Annotated in this window: 17 protein-coding genes, 1 pseudogene and 1 other annotated feature; of the genes and pseudogenes, 5 read left to right on the forward strand and 13 right to left on the reverse strand. The window is 55.8% G+C overall.

Annotated elements, in window-relative coordinates; translation table 11 throughout:
• Window positions 1–21: 21 nt before the first annotated feature.
• The 4 genes and pseudogenes from JD108_RS17005 to JD108_RS17020 all read right to left on the reverse strand — a co-directional run.
• Window positions 22–414, reverse strand: a pseudogene (locus JD108_RS17005) (ankyrin repeat domain-containing protein); the annotation flags it as partial.
• Between the two features lie 123 nt (window positions 415–537).
• Window positions 538–1233, reverse strand: a complete 696-nt coding sequence (locus JD108_RS17010) for a metal-dependent hydrolase (RefSeq protein ID WP_198827181.1) — start codon at window positions 1231–1233, stop codon at window positions 538–540.
• A 125-nt stretch (window positions 1234–1358) separates the two neighbouring features.
• Complete coding sequence (locus JD108_RS17015; protein WP_198827182.1) at window positions 1359–1997, reverse strand: cyclase family protein; 639 nt, start codon at window positions 1995–1997, stop codon at window positions 1359–1361.
• A gap of 153 nt (window positions 1998–2150) precedes the next feature.
• Window positions 2151–2345 carry a hypothetical protein gene (locus JD108_RS17020; protein ID WP_198827183.1) on the reverse strand — a complete coding sequence of 65 codons (195 nt, stop codon included), beginning with the start codon at window positions 2343–2345 and terminating at the stop codon, window positions 2151–2153.
• 287 nt (window positions 2346–2632) lie between these two features.
• Between JD108_RS17020 and JD108_RS17025 the strand changes: the two genes are divergently transcribed.
• A complete protein-coding gene (locus JD108_RS17025; protein WP_198827184.1) occupies window positions 2633–3403 on the forward strand; it encodes a MerR family transcriptional regulator in 771 nt (256 codons plus the stop codon).
• A gap of 77 nt (window positions 3404–3480) precedes the next feature.
• On the opposite strand, the gene JD108_RS17030 is transcribed toward JD108_RS17025, so the two are convergent.
• Both JD108_RS17030 and JD108_RS17035 read right to left on the reverse strand, forming a co-directional pair.
• Window positions 3481–4662 (reverse strand): M20 family metallopeptidase, encoded by a 1182-nt coding sequence (locus tag JD108_RS17030; RefSeq protein WP_198827185.1) that lies wholly within the window; start codon window positions 4660–4662, stop codon window positions 3481–3483.
• Window positions 4663–4686: 24 nt separating this feature from the next.
• Entirely contained in the window at window positions 4687–5916 is a 1230-nt protein-coding gene (locus tag JD108_RS17035; protein WP_198827186.1) for a Zn-dependent hydrolase, read from the reverse strand.
• A gap of 302 nt (window positions 5917–6218) precedes the next feature.
• On the opposite strand from JD108_RS17035, the gene JD108_RS17040 reads away from it, so the two are divergent.
• Together JD108_RS17040 and JD108_RS22855 are read left to right on the forward strand one after the other, a co-directional pair.
• On the forward strand, window positions 6219–6878 hold the full coding sequence (locus JD108_RS17040) for a SurA N-terminal domain-containing protein (RefSeq protein ID WP_198827187.1): 660 nt from the start codon (window positions 6219–6221) through the stop codon (window positions 6876–6878).
• A 160-nt stretch (window positions 6879–7038) separates the two neighbouring features.
• A complete protein-coding gene (locus tag JD108_RS22855) occupies window positions 7039–7185 on the forward strand; it encodes a DUF4367 domain-containing protein (RefSeq protein ID WP_407649354.1) in 147 nt (48 codons plus the stop codon).
• Window positions 7186–7230: 45 nt separating this feature from the next.
• Here the strand turns inward: JD108_RS22855 and JD108_RS17050 are convergent, their stop codons facing one another.
• From JD108_RS17050 to JD108_RS17080, 7 genes are all read right to left on the reverse strand, one after another.
• Window positions 7231–7410 carry a hypothetical protein gene (locus JD108_RS17050; protein ID WP_198827189.1) on the reverse strand — a complete coding sequence of 60 codons (180 nt, stop codon included), beginning with the start codon at window positions 7408–7410 and terminating at the stop codon, window positions 7231–7233.
• A 143-nt stretch (window positions 7411–7553) separates the two neighbouring features.
• On the reverse strand, window positions 7554–8336 hold the full coding sequence (locus JD108_RS17055) for a CPBP family intramembrane glutamic endopeptidase (RefSeq protein WP_198827190.1): 783 nt from the start codon (window positions 8334–8336) through the stop codon (window positions 7554–7556).
• Window positions 8336–8731 (reverse strand): SdpI family protein, encoded by a 396-nt coding sequence (locus JD108_RS17060; protein WP_198827191.1) that lies wholly within the window; start codon window positions 8729–8731, stop codon window positions 8336–8338. The genes JD108_RS17055 and JD108_RS17060 overlap by 1 nt, the downstream gene beginning before the upstream one ends.
• A 10-nt stretch (window positions 8732–8741) precedes the next feature.
• A complete protein-coding gene (locus JD108_RS17065; RefSeq protein ID WP_198827192.1) occupies window positions 8742–8978 on the reverse strand; it encodes a DUF1648 domain-containing protein in 237 nt (78 codons plus the stop codon).
• The gene (locus JD108_RS17070; protein WP_198827193.1) at window positions 8975–9259 is read right to left on the reverse strand and encodes an autorepressor SdpR family transcription factor; all 285 of its coding nucleotides are present in this window, start codon (window positions 9257–9259) and stop codon (window positions 8975–8977) included. Before JD108_RS17070 ends, JD108_RS17065 begins: the two co-directional genes overlap by 4 nt.
• 129 nt (window positions 9260–9388) lie before the next feature.
• A complete protein-coding gene (locus JD108_RS17075; RefSeq protein WP_198827194.1) occupies window positions 9389–9814 on the reverse strand; it encodes a hypothetical protein in 426 nt (141 codons plus the stop codon).
• A gap of 52 nt (window positions 9815–9866) precedes the next feature.
• Window positions 9867–11162 carry a helix-turn-helix domain-containing protein gene (locus JD108_RS17080; RefSeq protein ID WP_198827195.1) on the reverse strand — a complete coding sequence of 432 codons (1296 nt, stop codon included), beginning with the start codon at window positions 11160–11162 and terminating at the stop codon, window positions 9867–9869.
• A 152-nt stretch (window positions 11163–11314) separates the two neighbouring features.
• Window positions 11315–11590 (forward strand) — a binding site (T-box leader).
• A 59-nt stretch (window positions 11591–11649) separates the two neighbouring features.
• On the opposite strand from JD108_RS17080, the gene trpS reads away from it, so the two are divergent.
• On the forward strand, window positions 11650–12636 hold the full coding sequence (trpS, locus tag JD108_RS17085) for a tryptophan--tRNA ligase (protein WP_198827196.1): 987 nt from the start codon (window positions 11650–11652) through the stop codon (window positions 12634–12636).
• 290 nt (window positions 12637–12926) lie between these two features.
• Window positions 12927–14648, forward strand: a complete 1722-nt coding sequence (locus JD108_RS17090; protein WP_198827197.1) for a hypothetical protein — start codon at window positions 12927–12929, stop codon at window positions 14646–14648.
• Window positions 14649–14653: the final 5 nt, after the last annotated feature.

Genomic DNA, 14653 nt, shown 5'->3' on the forward strand with positions numbered 1-14653 from the left:
CACGGTTTTGTCCGAGGATCCCTAGCGAGCACCGGCTTTGGCAAGCATCTCCGCGATCTCCTTGTACCCGCGCTGTTTGGCATGCTGCAGAGGGGTAACCCCGTCCTTGTCGGGGATATTCACATCGGCCCCGTGCTCGATTAACAGCTGCACGATCTCTTGGTGCTTCCGCCCGCCGTCGCTGAGCACAATCGCCTCCATCAAGGCCGTCCAGCCCAAATGGTTGATATGGTTCACGTCCACGTCCGAGTTTGCCAACAGCTCCCGGACGATTTCGACATGTCCCCGTTCCGCCGCAGGGATCAGCGCCGTCCCGCCGTAACGGTTGGTCAACTTCGTATCGGCTCCCGCCGCGATGACCAGCTTCAAAATCTCCAGCCGTCCCTCGGCCCCTGCGTACAGCAGCGGATTGTCAAGGCTTCACAAATAGTTATCGTCCGGCGAGTGTCCTCGTAACCGGACGAAAAAAGAAGCCATCGGGGCGGCGGTTGACCACCGCGATTCCCCGTGACTTCTCCCTGTTTTATGTGCACCGGATCACGACAATCGGGTCGTTTCCCCCGGCTTTAGCGCTGCTCCGTTGATTCCTTTTTCCTTCAGACTGCTTACAAACGCCTCCCCATCCTGTTGGATCGGCGGGAATGTATTGTAGTGAATCGGGACGACGAGCTTGGGCTTCACCCATTCCGCGGCAACCAGAGCATCCTTTGGCCCCATCGTGAATACATCGCCGATCGGCAGGAAGGCCGCATCGATGTCATGGCGTTCGCCCAGTATTTTCATATCCCCGAAAAGGCCGGTGTCTCCTGCATGATAGACGGTTTTTCCGCCCATCGTGACGATGAAGCCGCCGGGCATCCCCAGGTAGACGATCCGCTGATCTTCGTCATACACCATGCCGGAGCTGTGGAAAGCCTGGGTCATTTTTACCCGGCCAAACGGAAACGCGGCGGAGCCTCCCAGATTGAGCGCCATCGTCTTCGCCCCTTGCCAGCCGAGGTAGTTCGCCAGCTCAAAGGTCGCGATGATGGTCGCGTCATTCTGCTTGGCCAGTTCGACTGCGTCGAGAATATGATCCTGATGGCCGTGCGTCAAGAGAATGTACTGCACCCGAATATCGGACAGCTTCGTGACCGCTTGCGGGTTCCCCGAAATAAACGGATCGATGATGATCGAATGTCCTTCGCTGGTCAGCTGGACACAGGAGTGACCGTGATACTGGATCTCCAACATGTGCATCCCCTTCCTTTTCACAACAATCTCTCTGTTTTGATGATAGGTGGGAAATCTGCCCATGTCAAATGATCAACTGCCCGCCATCAAAACGGACAGAACCGCATCAATGGAAGAGCACGGCATTAGTCGAACAGCACGGCAAAAGCGCGGGTGAACGCTCCGTCGCTGCCCTTGATAGCAAGAGGCGCGGCCGCAAAAAAGACGCGCTCGCGGTCAATCAGCTCCAGATTTTTCAAGTTCTCCACGATTCCCAGCCGATTTCCCAGAAAGATATGGTGAGCGGGATAGCTGTCCGTCTCGATCGGATCAGGCGAGATAAAGTCAAGGCCGACCGCGCGTACCCCTCGCTCCACCAGCTCCCTGGCCAACTCTTCGCCGAAGTATGGAAAGGCGGTCTCGTATGCTTCCGTCCCCCATTTTTGGCTAAGCCCGCTGCGGAACAGGACGATGTCGCCCGGGCGAATATCCGCTCCCGCCAGCACAGACGGGCCCATCTCCCGCTGACCGTCCGGCAGCCGGACATCCACGATGACGGCTTCCCCCACGAAACGCTCCAACGGAATCGACTCGATCGTCTCGCCGCCCTCGATAAAATGGGCGGGGGCGTCGCAATGTGTACCGACGTGCACGACAGCATGAAAATCCGTAACCTGGTATCCGTCTGACTGCACCTGTGCCACTTGCCTGAACACCGCATCCGGCTGTCCCGGATACTGGGGCATGCCTGTTTCCAGCACCTGAGAAAGATCAATGATTCGCATAGAGCCTCCTTTTCCCATCTAACAAGTAGGATTAGTGAGTATTTTTCTATGATTATCCAATACCTCTCTCTCAGGCGCAAGCACTTTTTCTATGTAAGCAAAGGCTGCCGGAGCCGACAGCCCAAGGAAAAAAAGAGGGGACTCGAGGTGTTGTTATTTATGGTGATCTTTGATTCCGATAACCGCAATGATCTCGGAATCGCGGATAATGGTGCGGCGTCCTTCACTGTCACGTAAAATCAGCGTGGAGCTTTTGACATCGACCAACCGTCCGACGTAGCTGCCATTCACTGTATCAACCCTCACCTTTTCTCCTTCCAGTTTTTCTGCCTGATCGCGAAATCCCATGGTTGATCCCTCCTTTCTCTGCATCCTATGTACATGCAGAGCCAATCAACCAAAACAAACGTGGAGATTGCTTGAAAATGTGTCACTACCCTCGGGAAAAAACCTAGGGGATCAACGCTTTTTCATGATGCGACGGGACATGACCCCATCTCTCTTTTTCCAACAAACGCTGCTGGAAATTGTCGCACGGTTGGCAACAGGAGTTTCCCTCGCCCCAGCGAAAAGTCTACTTACAATCTATTCAAATCGTTCGGAACCATTCTTTTTTCGAAACGGGGGGATCGCCGATGAAAAATGTGATCGAACTGGTTGCCATGGAGAAAACCTACTCCGGGCGCGAACTGGCAGAGATGCTCGGAGTCGGAGCCAGCACCTTGCGGAAATGGAGCATGCTGCTGGAACAGCAAGGCTACTGGTTTCAGCGCGACAACCAGAACCGAAGAGAGTACAGAGGAGCCGATGTCACGGCTTTGCGCAGATTTTACCATTTGACCAAGGAACAGATGACGCCGCTGGAGGATGCCGCCAGGATCATTGCCGGCCAAGCCTCGCCCGAAATGGCAAAAAGGGGGGCAGCCGCCGCAATCAGTCTCGCTCCTCCCCCTGTCTCGACCGCCCACCCAACTCCGCACCAGACCTCCCACCAGGCCTACCACCAGGCCTACCAACAACCCTACCAAGCAAACACCCATCCGTCTCCATACCCTGCATCTGACATCAGCCCGACGCTTGCCCAGCGGCCATCCCCCCATCCGGCGGCCGTGGAATCGGCAAATACCGCTGCTGCACTGGCCTTGCGCACCAGCAGTCACGTCGATGCGCTGGAGGAAAAGCTGCTCGCTCTCGCCCAGCACGTCCAGCAGCAAGATTCGGTGCAAACGTCCCTGATGGAACAGCTCGAGCAGCAGGGAGCCTATATTCGCAACAGTCTGAAGGAGCGCGACCGCCGTTTGAGCAGCGCCATGAACGAGATTTTCGAGATGAAGAAACAACTGGCCCGGCTCCAGGACAAGCAGCGCAAGACCTCGATCTGGCATCGCCTGTTCCGGATCGACTGAGCGAGCAGCACGAAAAAGGGCTGTCCCGAGCGGAATACTCCTCCTGCTCGGAACAGCCCTGATCTTATTGGCGACGGTTAAGCCATGACCACTTTGCGCGCCGCACCTACAAACATTTTTACGCCCACTTCCAGCGCATCCTCATCGACGGTAAAGCGAGGGTGGTGATGCGGATGCACGATCCCCTTCTCCTTGTTCCCGGCTCCGACGTAGAAGAAGCAGCCCGGCGCTTTTTGCAAAAAGGCCGAGAAGTCCTCCCCGCCCATGTTGGGCTTGATCCGCTCTACCCACTCTTCGCCCAGCGACTCGACGACGACGCTCTCCATCAGGCGCGTCACTTCTTCATCGTTGATCACCGGACGGTAGCCGAAGTTGTACGAGAATTCATAGCTGGCCCCGTGGGCTTCCGTAATCCCCTTGACGACGCGCTCCATCAAGGCAGGCACAGACTCGCGCAGCTTCTGGTCAAAGCTGCGGACGGTACCGCCGATGCTCACCGAACCCGGAATCACATTGTAGGCCGTGCCGCCGACGAACTGTGTCACGGACAGGACCAGATTATCCAGCGGATCGGTATTGCGCGAGACGATATGCTGCAGGTTGGTTACCACCTGGGCGGCAATCGCGATGCTGTCGATCGTCTGATGCGGCAGGGCGGCGTGCCCCCCTTTGCCGGTTACGGTGATCGCGAAGCTGTCCGGCGCTGCCATCATCGGCCCCGGGCAAATCCCCACTTTTCCGTAGTCCGTCGTCGCCCACAGATGGGCCCCGATCACCAGATCCACGCCGTCCATCACGCCTGCCTGCACCATCTCCTCGGCGCCGCCCGGGTAGATTTCCTCCGCATGCTGAAAGAAAAAGCGAACCTCGCCTTTGATCTGGTCTTTCATACCGGACAGGATCTTCGCTGCCCCGAGCAGCATCGCCGTATGGCCGTCATGCCCGCAGGCGTGCATCACACCCGGCTTTTTCGAGGCGAATTCAAAATCATTCTCCTCGGTAATCGGCAGCGCATCCATATCGGCGCGCATCGCCAGGACGCGTCCCGGCGCGGAACCGATCAGCCTGGCCACGACGCTGGTTTTGGTCGGTCTCGACACTTCCAGGTTGCCAAAGGAGACCAGCGTATCATAGACGAATTGGGCGGTCTCTTCTTCTTCAAAAGAGAGCTCCGGATTCTCATGCAAGTAACGCCGCCATGCGATCACCTGCTCCTTGATCTGTTCTGCTTCCTGATTGAGTGCGGCTGTCGTCGTCATGCTCTTGCCCTCCTTGTCATTCGTTTACGCTTTTTGCGCCAGAGAAAGTACGGTATGATACAGGACATTTGCCCCGTTTGCACAGTCTTCTTTGGTGGTATATTCAGCCGGATTGTGGCTGATGCCCTTCTGTGAGCGGGCAAAAATCATGCCGACCGGGCAGAGGCTGGTCAATTGCATGCAATCATGTCCGGCTCCGCTCGGAAGGGTAAATGGTTCAAAACCGAGCAATTCGCAGGCGTTCCGGGCAGCCAGTTGGATTTCTTCGGAACAGACAACGGGCGGGATACGCTGCAAGAGCTCTATTTTGTAAGAGATGCCTCGTTTTTCGCAAATTTTCTCGGTCATGTGATGAATCTCGGCTTCGACCTGATCGAGGATGGCCTGATCGACATCGCGCAGATCGAGGGAGAACTCGACCCGTCCGGGGATGACGTTCACGCCGCCCGGGAATACCTGCATCTGACCCACCGTCCCGACAGCCGCATCGGTTTTGCCCGCCGCCGCTTCGATGGCCAGCATGATCTCGGCTGCCGCCGCCAGCGGATCGCGGCGGAGTGACATCGGCGTCGCTCCCGCATGACCGGCTTCGCCTTCGAGGATAAATTTGACCCAGAGGGGGCCTGCTACGCCGCTGACGACGCCCACGGAGAGACCGCGGGACTCCAGCACCTTGCCCTGTTCAATATGAAGCTCGACATAGGCCTTGACGCTGCCTTTGGGGCGTGCCGCCTCGTGGATGGCATCGGGGTCCAGACCGCTTTGCCGCATCGCCTCCGCGATCGAGATGCCCTCATCGTCGCGATGCTCCAGCTCGCTTCGCTCCAGGATGCCGGCGATGCCGCGGCTTCCGATCATGCCGTAGCGAAAACGCGTCCCCTCTTCGTCGGTAAAGGCGATTACTTCGATCGGGTGTTCGGTCACGACATTTTGTTCGGCCATCGCATGGAGCATCTCCACTCCTGCCAGCACTCCCAGCGGGCCGTCAAAATTGCCGCCGTTGTAAACAGAATCGATATGCGAGCCGACCAGGACGACCGGCGCCTCCGGATTCCGTCCCTCCCGTCTGCCGATCAGATTGCCTACCGCATCTTCACGAACAGCGAGACCCGCCTCTTCCATAAACGAGCGAACGAGGTCTTTCGCCGCCCTCTCCTCCGGGGTGAAGCTCAGCCTCGTGATGCCGCCCGACTCTTGCTTTCCGAGTTCCCCCAGACGCATTAACCGATCCCACAAACGCTCCGGATTGATCATACGCTCTCACCTCTTTTTCTGTTGTTGGTATGCTCTATTTGATTAACGGTTGATTTACGGTCGTGTCCAAATTGTATAATAGTCCGGGAATTTTGAAAAGATCGTTATCATCAGTATATAAGAAAAGCCCCTTCCTGAAAGGATGCGGTTATATACGAGGCCGTGGGGAGAAGAATACTGGATCTGAAGATGATTGTTACGGTACAAGTTCGTATATTGTATCTGGAAGCAAAGGTTACCAAACAAATACCACTGGCGAAGTAGACTTTCGCTGGTAATGATGAGGGAGGTAAAAATCGGGTATGAAAAAACTAGCTATTTCCCTTTCCGTAGTTGCTTTAGTAGGCTCAGCTCTGGCGTTCTCCTCTTTCGCAACTGATGAGCAGACCGACATATTTCGTTCACTTAAAGCTGAACTCATGGATATAAACGCCACCAAAGAAATGAGCTTAGCGCAGGTTGAAAATGAAGATATCACGAATAAAGAATTTCAGATCTACAAAGCGTACATGAATGCTAATCTAAAACTCAATAACATCCAAGGAAAATTGTCAGATAGTGAGTTGTTGAAGGATTTGGTAATAGATAAGCTGCTTGTTCAAGAGGCCGAAAATCAAGGTGTAGCTGTTAGTTTAAAGGATGCAGAAGTACATTCCCAAGAGATGAGAAAAATATTGGAGAATACAGACGATGAAAAAGCAAAAGATTTCCAAAAGAATGTCATCGAGGTAACTGGTTTAAGTGAGGAGGAGTATTGGAAAAAACATGCTCCAAACGCTTACAGAAATCAGCTCAGCATCGAAAATTTGATTGAAAAACTTGTTCAAGACGGAGTACTTCCGAATGCGACTGAAGATCCTGACTCCTTTGACAAGGCATATCGGAATTACAAAGAAGATCTGTACGAAAGCCACTCTAAAAACGTGAAGATTTTTACCGATGAAATCCAATTAAAAGACTAAATGTAAATAGTCCCGTGACCGCTCTTGAGCTTTGGATGGCTAAGGCGGTCATTCTTTTGTATTGAGTCCCAATAATAAACATCAATGGGACATCAGATATACAAGTACTACTGATGATTCTTTTATACACCTTTCTATAACTCAAGGTGATAATGGAATCATGGGGAACAGCGAAAAGTTTGAAATTAACGGTAATAAAGCTGAATTTCAAGAAAACGAAAAATTCATCACGTTATCCTGGAAGCATAAAGGAGTTAGTTATTTCTTAATTGCACGCACATCTGATAAATTATCTAAAGATAAGTAAGTTTGCTAGCTCTATTAAATAAAATCCCCCGAAAAGGGGGTATTTTTAAATATGTGGGTTGTTAATATCGTTACGCACTTCATTCAAATACGTCTCTGTATACATAATTTGAGAGCTGCTTAATTCTTTCGGAATCGTCTTTTTCCGTTTTTTCACTTGGTCATAAATCACAGCAAACGTCATCAAACCACCAACAATCGTTAAAAGGAAGGCCCACATTGGCATACAATCCCTCCTCAGCTCACTTTATATATAGACGAATTTTTCTTTAGAATGTTGCCCTCCCCATGTGGAAAATTGTGCCTCTTCCTGCTTATCCAGCCATACTTTGCTGCATCCCACAGCTCATCTGAAACTGAGCCACCCGTTTACCCCGTAATGAGAGACAGCAGTGTCATAATCAGATGCGCCACAGCATGGGCGATCATCGCTGCCTCCAGGCTTTTTTTCCAATACAGCCAGCCAAAAATAATTCCGCCAACGGCATTCAAGAGAATCGTCCGCAGGATCAGCATCGGAGTCAGCGGGGCAAGTATGGCCACTGCCCCGAGATGGCCGATCCCAAACAGGACTGCACTGATCAAAAGAGCCGCCGCGAACACAGCACCTCCAGGCCGATCCCCGCCACGCTGAAACAGACGCCAGCCTGCCCAGGCCAGCACCGACATCATGCCCCAGCGCAGCAGCAACTCCTCGGTAATCCCCCCGTACAGCATCGCCCCGGCGGTAAAGACGAGATCACGCGGCGGCGCTTCGGTCGAAAAGCTCGCGGGGAGCCAGGGCTGAAAGAAAAGATCGAGCAGAGGCAAAGCGACGGCAGCGGTAATGCCCGCGATGAGGGCGGCAGGCAGCTGCGCACGCAGGCGGCTCCGGAGCGGCGCTCCGCTGGTCAGCTTCTCCGCGATCAAAGAGGTAAGGCCGACCCGAGGGGCCATCCAAGTACCCAAGGCGACGGCGATCACCAGCAAGATCATGGGCTGCAGGACAGAGAGGAAAACCAGCAGCCCAAAAGGCATCTCCGGCAGCCCTGGAATGCTTTGCAGCTGTTTGACAGCAGTAGGCACGAGGGCGATCACCCCGATCAGCCCTGCCAGCAAGAGAACGAGAAAAACCTTGCCATAGCTGGATTTACGCGGCATTTCATGTTTCATCAGCGAGACTCCTCCACTTTTCGATAGACCAGGTACGAGTACCCGACAGGGATAATCGCGGAGATGAGGAGGAGGATCAGCATCGGCCAGCTGCTCCCGCGCCCAAACGGCAGGAAGGCCGAGAGAATCATCAGTCCCCCCGCGATCACCCAGATCGGGCCGGAAATGCGGTGTGTTTTGCGCCAGACCTCGGGATGCGCCAGGGTCCAAGGCGTCCGGATGCCCAGAAAATAGTTGCTCCGCAGCTGCGGCAGATAATTGCCGATGACCAGCCAGGCCAGGCCCAGCAGCAATTTGGCAAACACTTCGGCTCCCACCGGTTTGATGCCCAGATTATACAGCAGCAGATGGGTGAACGTGCCGCCGAGGATCAGGGCGACCAGCACCTGGATCATGCTGTAGGCTTTAGCAAACTTCGCGTAATTTTCTTTTTTGGGATCGATCTTCCGGGCCAGCGGCAACCCCCATCACGATCGCGCTGAGCAGCACATAGGCCGGAAAAAAGGTTTGTTTGCTCTGATAGCCGTCCGGCTCTCCAGTGGGGCCAAAGTGGATCGCCAGCTGGTCAGGCAAATCCTGATAGGCATAGATTCCCATCAGTATGGGGACGAGCAGAATTACCAGCGCAATGATTCGATTCATTTTTGTTCATTCCCCCCCATGCTTTTCCCGTCGATAATCTCCAGAAACCAGCCCATGACATCCTGGACCACCGTCGTATTCAGCGAGTAGATGATATTTTGCCCCTGACGCTCATCGAGCACGAGCTTTGCCTGCTTGAGCGTATTCAGATGATGGGAGATGCTGGGCTTCGTCATCGCGAAGTGTTCGGCAATTTCCCCCGCGGTGAGATCTCTCTCCTTCAGCAGCCGGATGATCTGGCGGCGCGTCGGGTCAGCCAGGGCCTTGAACGTATCATTCACAGCATCACAACCTTTTGCCTCACGATCATCCCGGAGAAAAAGACGGGATGATCGGTATTAGATATTTAGAAAAATGTCTAACTGTCTAAGAAAAAAGTACGCCCTTTTCGGGGCGTTGTCAACATTTTTTTACCGTTCTCCCCGTTCTCTTTTTTGCACGGAGTGAAGCAGGAGGTAACCGAGCACAAACCCGCAGATGGGCCGAACCGGGCTATTCTCGGTCAGAATCGCTTGCGGCAAAGGAAGATATACCCCGACAGGGCTGTAATAGAGCCAGGCGTAAGCTGCCCCGATCAGTGCCGGAATTCCCACCGCCAGGATCGCTGCCCAGTCATACCGCCAGCTTCCCCTTGCCCTGAACATCCGGACCAAATGGGGGACAGCCGCCAGCAGACCCAGAATGACGGACAGCACCGTCGAATAGATCATGTAGGCCAGAGGGCGATAGGTGGCGGCGGCCTGCTCCCGGAGCAGTATCTGCACTTCCAACAGCTGCCAAAAAACGAGTCCGTAGATGATCGCGTACCCGAATAATGCGAGAAAGCGGTTCCGCATGCAAGCGCTCCCTTCCCGGCTATTGTTTACAGTTCGATGCGATATACCTTGTTTACAGCTCGATTCGATACACCTTGCGCGGCCTGCCGCGCGGATGAGGGCTTTCTTCCCCGCTTACCCGCGCGATCCCTTTGGCCTCCAGCTCGATCAGGATGCGGCGGGCGCTTCGCGGCAGGATCTGCATATGCATGGCCAGCTCATGCGCATTGATTTCGGCGGACCCGCGCTTCTTCAGAATGGACTTGAGCTTGCTCAGCGTCTGGACGCTGAGCGAGGTGTGGCGGCTCAGTTCCCGAAGCTGGTCGGAAGCGCCGCTAAACGTGATTTGCTCGCCTTTTCCCAAAGGTCCGGCAATTCGCTTGTCATCGAAGAACACCATCCAGGAGCCCGGTCCGCTCTCCTTGGCGTGCAGAAGGGCCGTCCCCGCGTGGATCTCTGCCTCGCCCGCCGTCCTGCCGATCCCGATGCCGCAGGTAAACCGCCCGTCCGCAAACCCCGCCAGCTCCTCCGGCCGGGGCGCCGCCGAAAAATCGCAGGTCCATTCCCGCAGGATGCCGCGCGTCGTAAAGATGACGTAGCGGCCGGTTCCGGCTGTCTTCAGCGATCCGTGCAGCTGCTTGGCGTAGCGGAGCAGCTTTTCCTCGATGAGCTCCAGGACGCCCCCCTCGCTCGGGTCGGCAGCCTCGCCCCCGGTCATGCCCGGCGTTTCCAGCTCGATCATCTGTACGGCGATCTGCGTGTCCTTGAACTGGAGCATCTCATGTGTCCGCAGCAGCATGCCGATGACCGACTCGACACCTGCGCGAGTCGGCAGCACGCGGTATACAGGGACGCCCCGCCGTTTCAATTCCAGCTGTGCCGTCCTGAGGCAGGTCACCGCGGCTTTTGTCTTGCCCTCCCGCCAGAGCGCTTCATGATAATCAGCCAATTCGTCCGCACTGATGGCCCCTTCATACGATTTCAGCCAGAGGCGGCCCGCCGCGATTCCTGCTTCTTCCAGCATATGCGCCAGTTCGCCCGGCGGGATGGTGTCATAGCTGAGCTCATCTGCCGCCAGCTTTTTCTCATGGGAGAGGTGCAGCAGCGTGCGGTAGAGACTGGCCCCGGTATGGGGCACATAGGCCATCGGCTTTTTGATCCGGCCCCACTCCTTCACCATGGCGTAGGGCACTTGGCCGGAAAACAGCCACATGTCCGCCTCATCGGCATGCGGGCCGAGCCGCTCAAAAATTTCTCCCTCCGCATCGTAGACGATCGGCAGGCATTCGATCTCCGGATAGGCATGGACAACGGACAGGATGAGATCCAGGGTGTCATCCGCTCCGAGGATTCCCAATCGCATCTTCACTTGTGTGTTCCCTCTTTCGTGCTGACAGTTCTTACTAATTACCTTAGCAAATTCCGGAGCAGAAGGGAATGAAGGCCTGCCGGAAGTCTCTGTCATTTTCACCAGTTGATTTCTGCACTCGCAGGGAGTAAAATAATCTCTCAAAGGAAGACAACACGGCGTTGAAGAAGGAGAGTAAACATCCGGGGAGACTCAAGAGAGCTGATGGTTGGTGCGAATCAGCGTCGAATGGATGTTGAATGGGCTTCCGAGCCCCAGACCGAACCCGCCCGCTGCGGCAGTAGGCTCTGGCGTGCACGTCCGCACGTTACCACGGACCTTTCGCATCGGAGTTTTGTTTTGATGCGAAGCAGAGTGATCCCTGCTGTGCTTTTCGATGCACGGAGCGGGGATAACAAGGGTGGCACCACGGTTCATTCGTCCCTATTTGGACGGATGGGCCTTTTTTATTTTCGTTCCCCATATGGAAAGGAGAGAAAGATCAGCCATGAAAACGATTTTTTCCGGCATTCAGCCCAGCGGCATTCTCACTCTGGGCAACTATCTGGGCGCGATGAAGCACTTCGTCCCGCTCCAGGATGAATTCAACTGTTTTTACTGCATCGTCGATCAGCACGCAATCACCGTGCCCCAGGAGCCGGCTGTGCTCAAGGAGAACATCCGCCGCCTGGCAGCCCTCTATCTGGCTGTCGGACTCGATCCGCAGAAAGTGACCTTGTTTATCCAATCAGAGGTTCCCGCCCACGCCAAGCTTGGCTGGATCATGCTCTGCACATCGTACGTCGGCGAACTGGAGCGCATGACCCAATTCAAGGATAAATCGTCGGGACGCGGCGAATCGGTACCGGGCGGACTTTTGGCGTATCCGCCGTTGATGGCTGCCGACATCCTCTTGTACGACACAGACTTTGTCCCTGTCGGCGAGGATCAAAAACAGCATCTGGAGCTGACCCGCGATCTGGCTACCCGCTTCAACAATCGCTACGGCGAGATCTTCAAAATCCCGGACATCCGCGTGGCGGAAGTCGGAGCCCGCATCATGTCGCTGCAGGACGGCACCAAAAAAATGAGCAAATCGGACCCGAACCAAGGGGGCTTCATCTCCATGCTGGATGAACCGGATACCATCGTGAAAAAGGTAAAACGGGCCCAGACCGACTCGGACAACAGCATTCGCTTTGACAAGGAAAATAAGCCCGCAATCTCCAACCTTTTGACCATTTATTCGCTCTGCTCCGGCAAGCCGATCCAGGAGCTGGAAACCATGTACGAAGGCAAAGGGTACGGTGCGTTCAAGACGGATTTGGCCGAAGTCGTCGTCGAGACCCTGAAACCGATCCAGGATCGCTTCCACCAGCTGTTCTCCTCCCCCGAGCTGGACAAGATTCTCACGGCTGGCGCAGAGAAAGCAAACCAAGCGGCAAATAAGATGCTCTATAAAGTGGAGAAGGCGATGGGCATGGCCCGTCTCTAATCCGCAAACCGATACAGGGCTGCCCCTTCTAAAGGACGCTGCGACCTTGCGCCGCGGCCTTCTGGGAGGGTCGGCCCTCTTTTCATGCGCGCGGGTTCCCACTGGGCGTTTTTTCACAAGAAAGTAGGCTTTTCAGGGCTTGTGGCCGGTCGCCTCGCTGTACTACGATGGAAAAAATTTGCCGCACTCTGCTGGCTGGCAGTCATTCCCGGTTGGCCGCCGGCTGGCCGGTGCGGCTGATTTTCTCTGTATGACAAGCATACATGGCGATTCTTGATGGAGGAACGAACATGAGACTGACTCGCTTTTTGTACGTGCTGCTCTGTCTGGGGGCTGGACTCCTCGCCGGCTTTTCGTCCCCGGAGAAAACGGTCAAAGCCACCTGGATCTGGCAGGCGGAGCTGGCTGGCGACCGGCAGCAGGAAATTTTGCAATTCGCCGAGCAAAACGGGATCAATACGATTTATCTGCGGGTGGACAAAGCGCTGCCGTTTGCCCACTACTCCCCCTTTATCCAAGCGGCGGGACGCATGGGCATCGAGGTGCATGCGCTGGGCGGACACCCGGCCTGGGCGCTCTCAGGCCACCGTCAGCGCATGCTGGAGCTGGTCTCCTGGGTCCATGCCTACAACAGCCAAAGCAGTGAGGATGCCCGATTCGCCGGTCTCCACCTGGATATTGAACCGTATCTTCTGCGCGAGTGGGAAACAGAGCAAGCCGAGGTCTTGCGCCAATGGACGGCCAACATGAAAAGCTTTGCCGACGCAGCGAGACGGGAGCCCGGCCTGCAGGTCAGCGCCGATCTGGCCGTATGGCTGGACCGCACCGACGTGCCGGGGGAAGGCGTCACCGTAAGCGAATGGATGATCGACATCTTTGACCACGTGACCCTGATGGCCTATCGGAATCGCGTCGACGGTCCCAATGGGATTGTGGCATTGGTCAAGGACGAATTGGCGGCAGCCGACCGGCTGGGCAAACAGGTCGTCGTCGCGGTGAACGCCAAGGAAATGCCCGGGGAGCCGCATACCACGTTTTATCATGACGGGGAAACGGTCATGCAGCAGGTGCTGGCCCAGGCGTCAGAACGCCTCCGGCTCCACTCTTCCTTTGCCGGTACGGCCATCCACGACTACCGTTACTGGCAAGCCCTGCGCAATGGAGAGAGTCCGAACGCCCCGCAGCCGGCGCCGCCGCCGTCTTCCCATACGGCCCCTCTGCTCGGGACCTACATATGGCATGCGGAGGCGGCCATCGAGGAAGCGGATGAGATCGTGTCGTTTGCCAAACAGGAGGGACTCAACCTCCTGTATGTCAGACTCGATCTGGAACAGCCCTTCTCCGTCTATCGCGAGCTGGTCGGGAAAGCAGCTGACGCGGGCATCGAGGTGCACGCCATGGGAGGCCATCCGCTCTGGGCGCTGGACTCACACAGGGAGCGGATGCTGAGGCTGGTCCGCTACGTAAAAAGCTACAACAGCCGCGCCGAACCGCGCGAGCAGTTCCGCGGCATCCATCTGGACATCGAGCCTTATGTTCTCCCCGTATGGAGGCAAGACCCGGAGCTGGTTCTGCGGCAGTGGAGAGACAATATCCGGGCATTCGTGGCGGAAACCAAGCGGGACAGCAGCCTGCAGACGAGCAGCGACCTGGCTGTCTGGCTGGACCGCTACGATGTGCCCGGTGAACCCGGCACTTCCTTTAGCAAATGGATGATTGCGCAGCATGACCACATCACACTGATGGCCTTCCGCGACCGGGCGGAGGGACCCGGCGGCATCGCGGCGATCTCGCAGGACGAGCTGCGCTTTGCCGGCGAGCTGGGCAAAGAAATCCTGATCGCCGTGGAGATGAAGCAAAGCGGCGAAGGGGATTACGTCTCTTTTCACGAAGAGGGAAAAGCGGAGATGCGCCGGCAGCTCGGCATGCTCCCCCGCCTGCTTGCGGACCACCCCTCCTACAAAGGGAATGTGGTCCACGCCTACGAGTATTGGAAAGAGGCAAAAGAGTAAAGAGG

Source organism: Brevibacillus composti (genome assembly GCF_016406105.1).
Lineage (GTDB): Bacteria > Bacillota > Bacilli > Brevibacillales > Brevibacillaceae > Brevibacillus > Brevibacillus composti.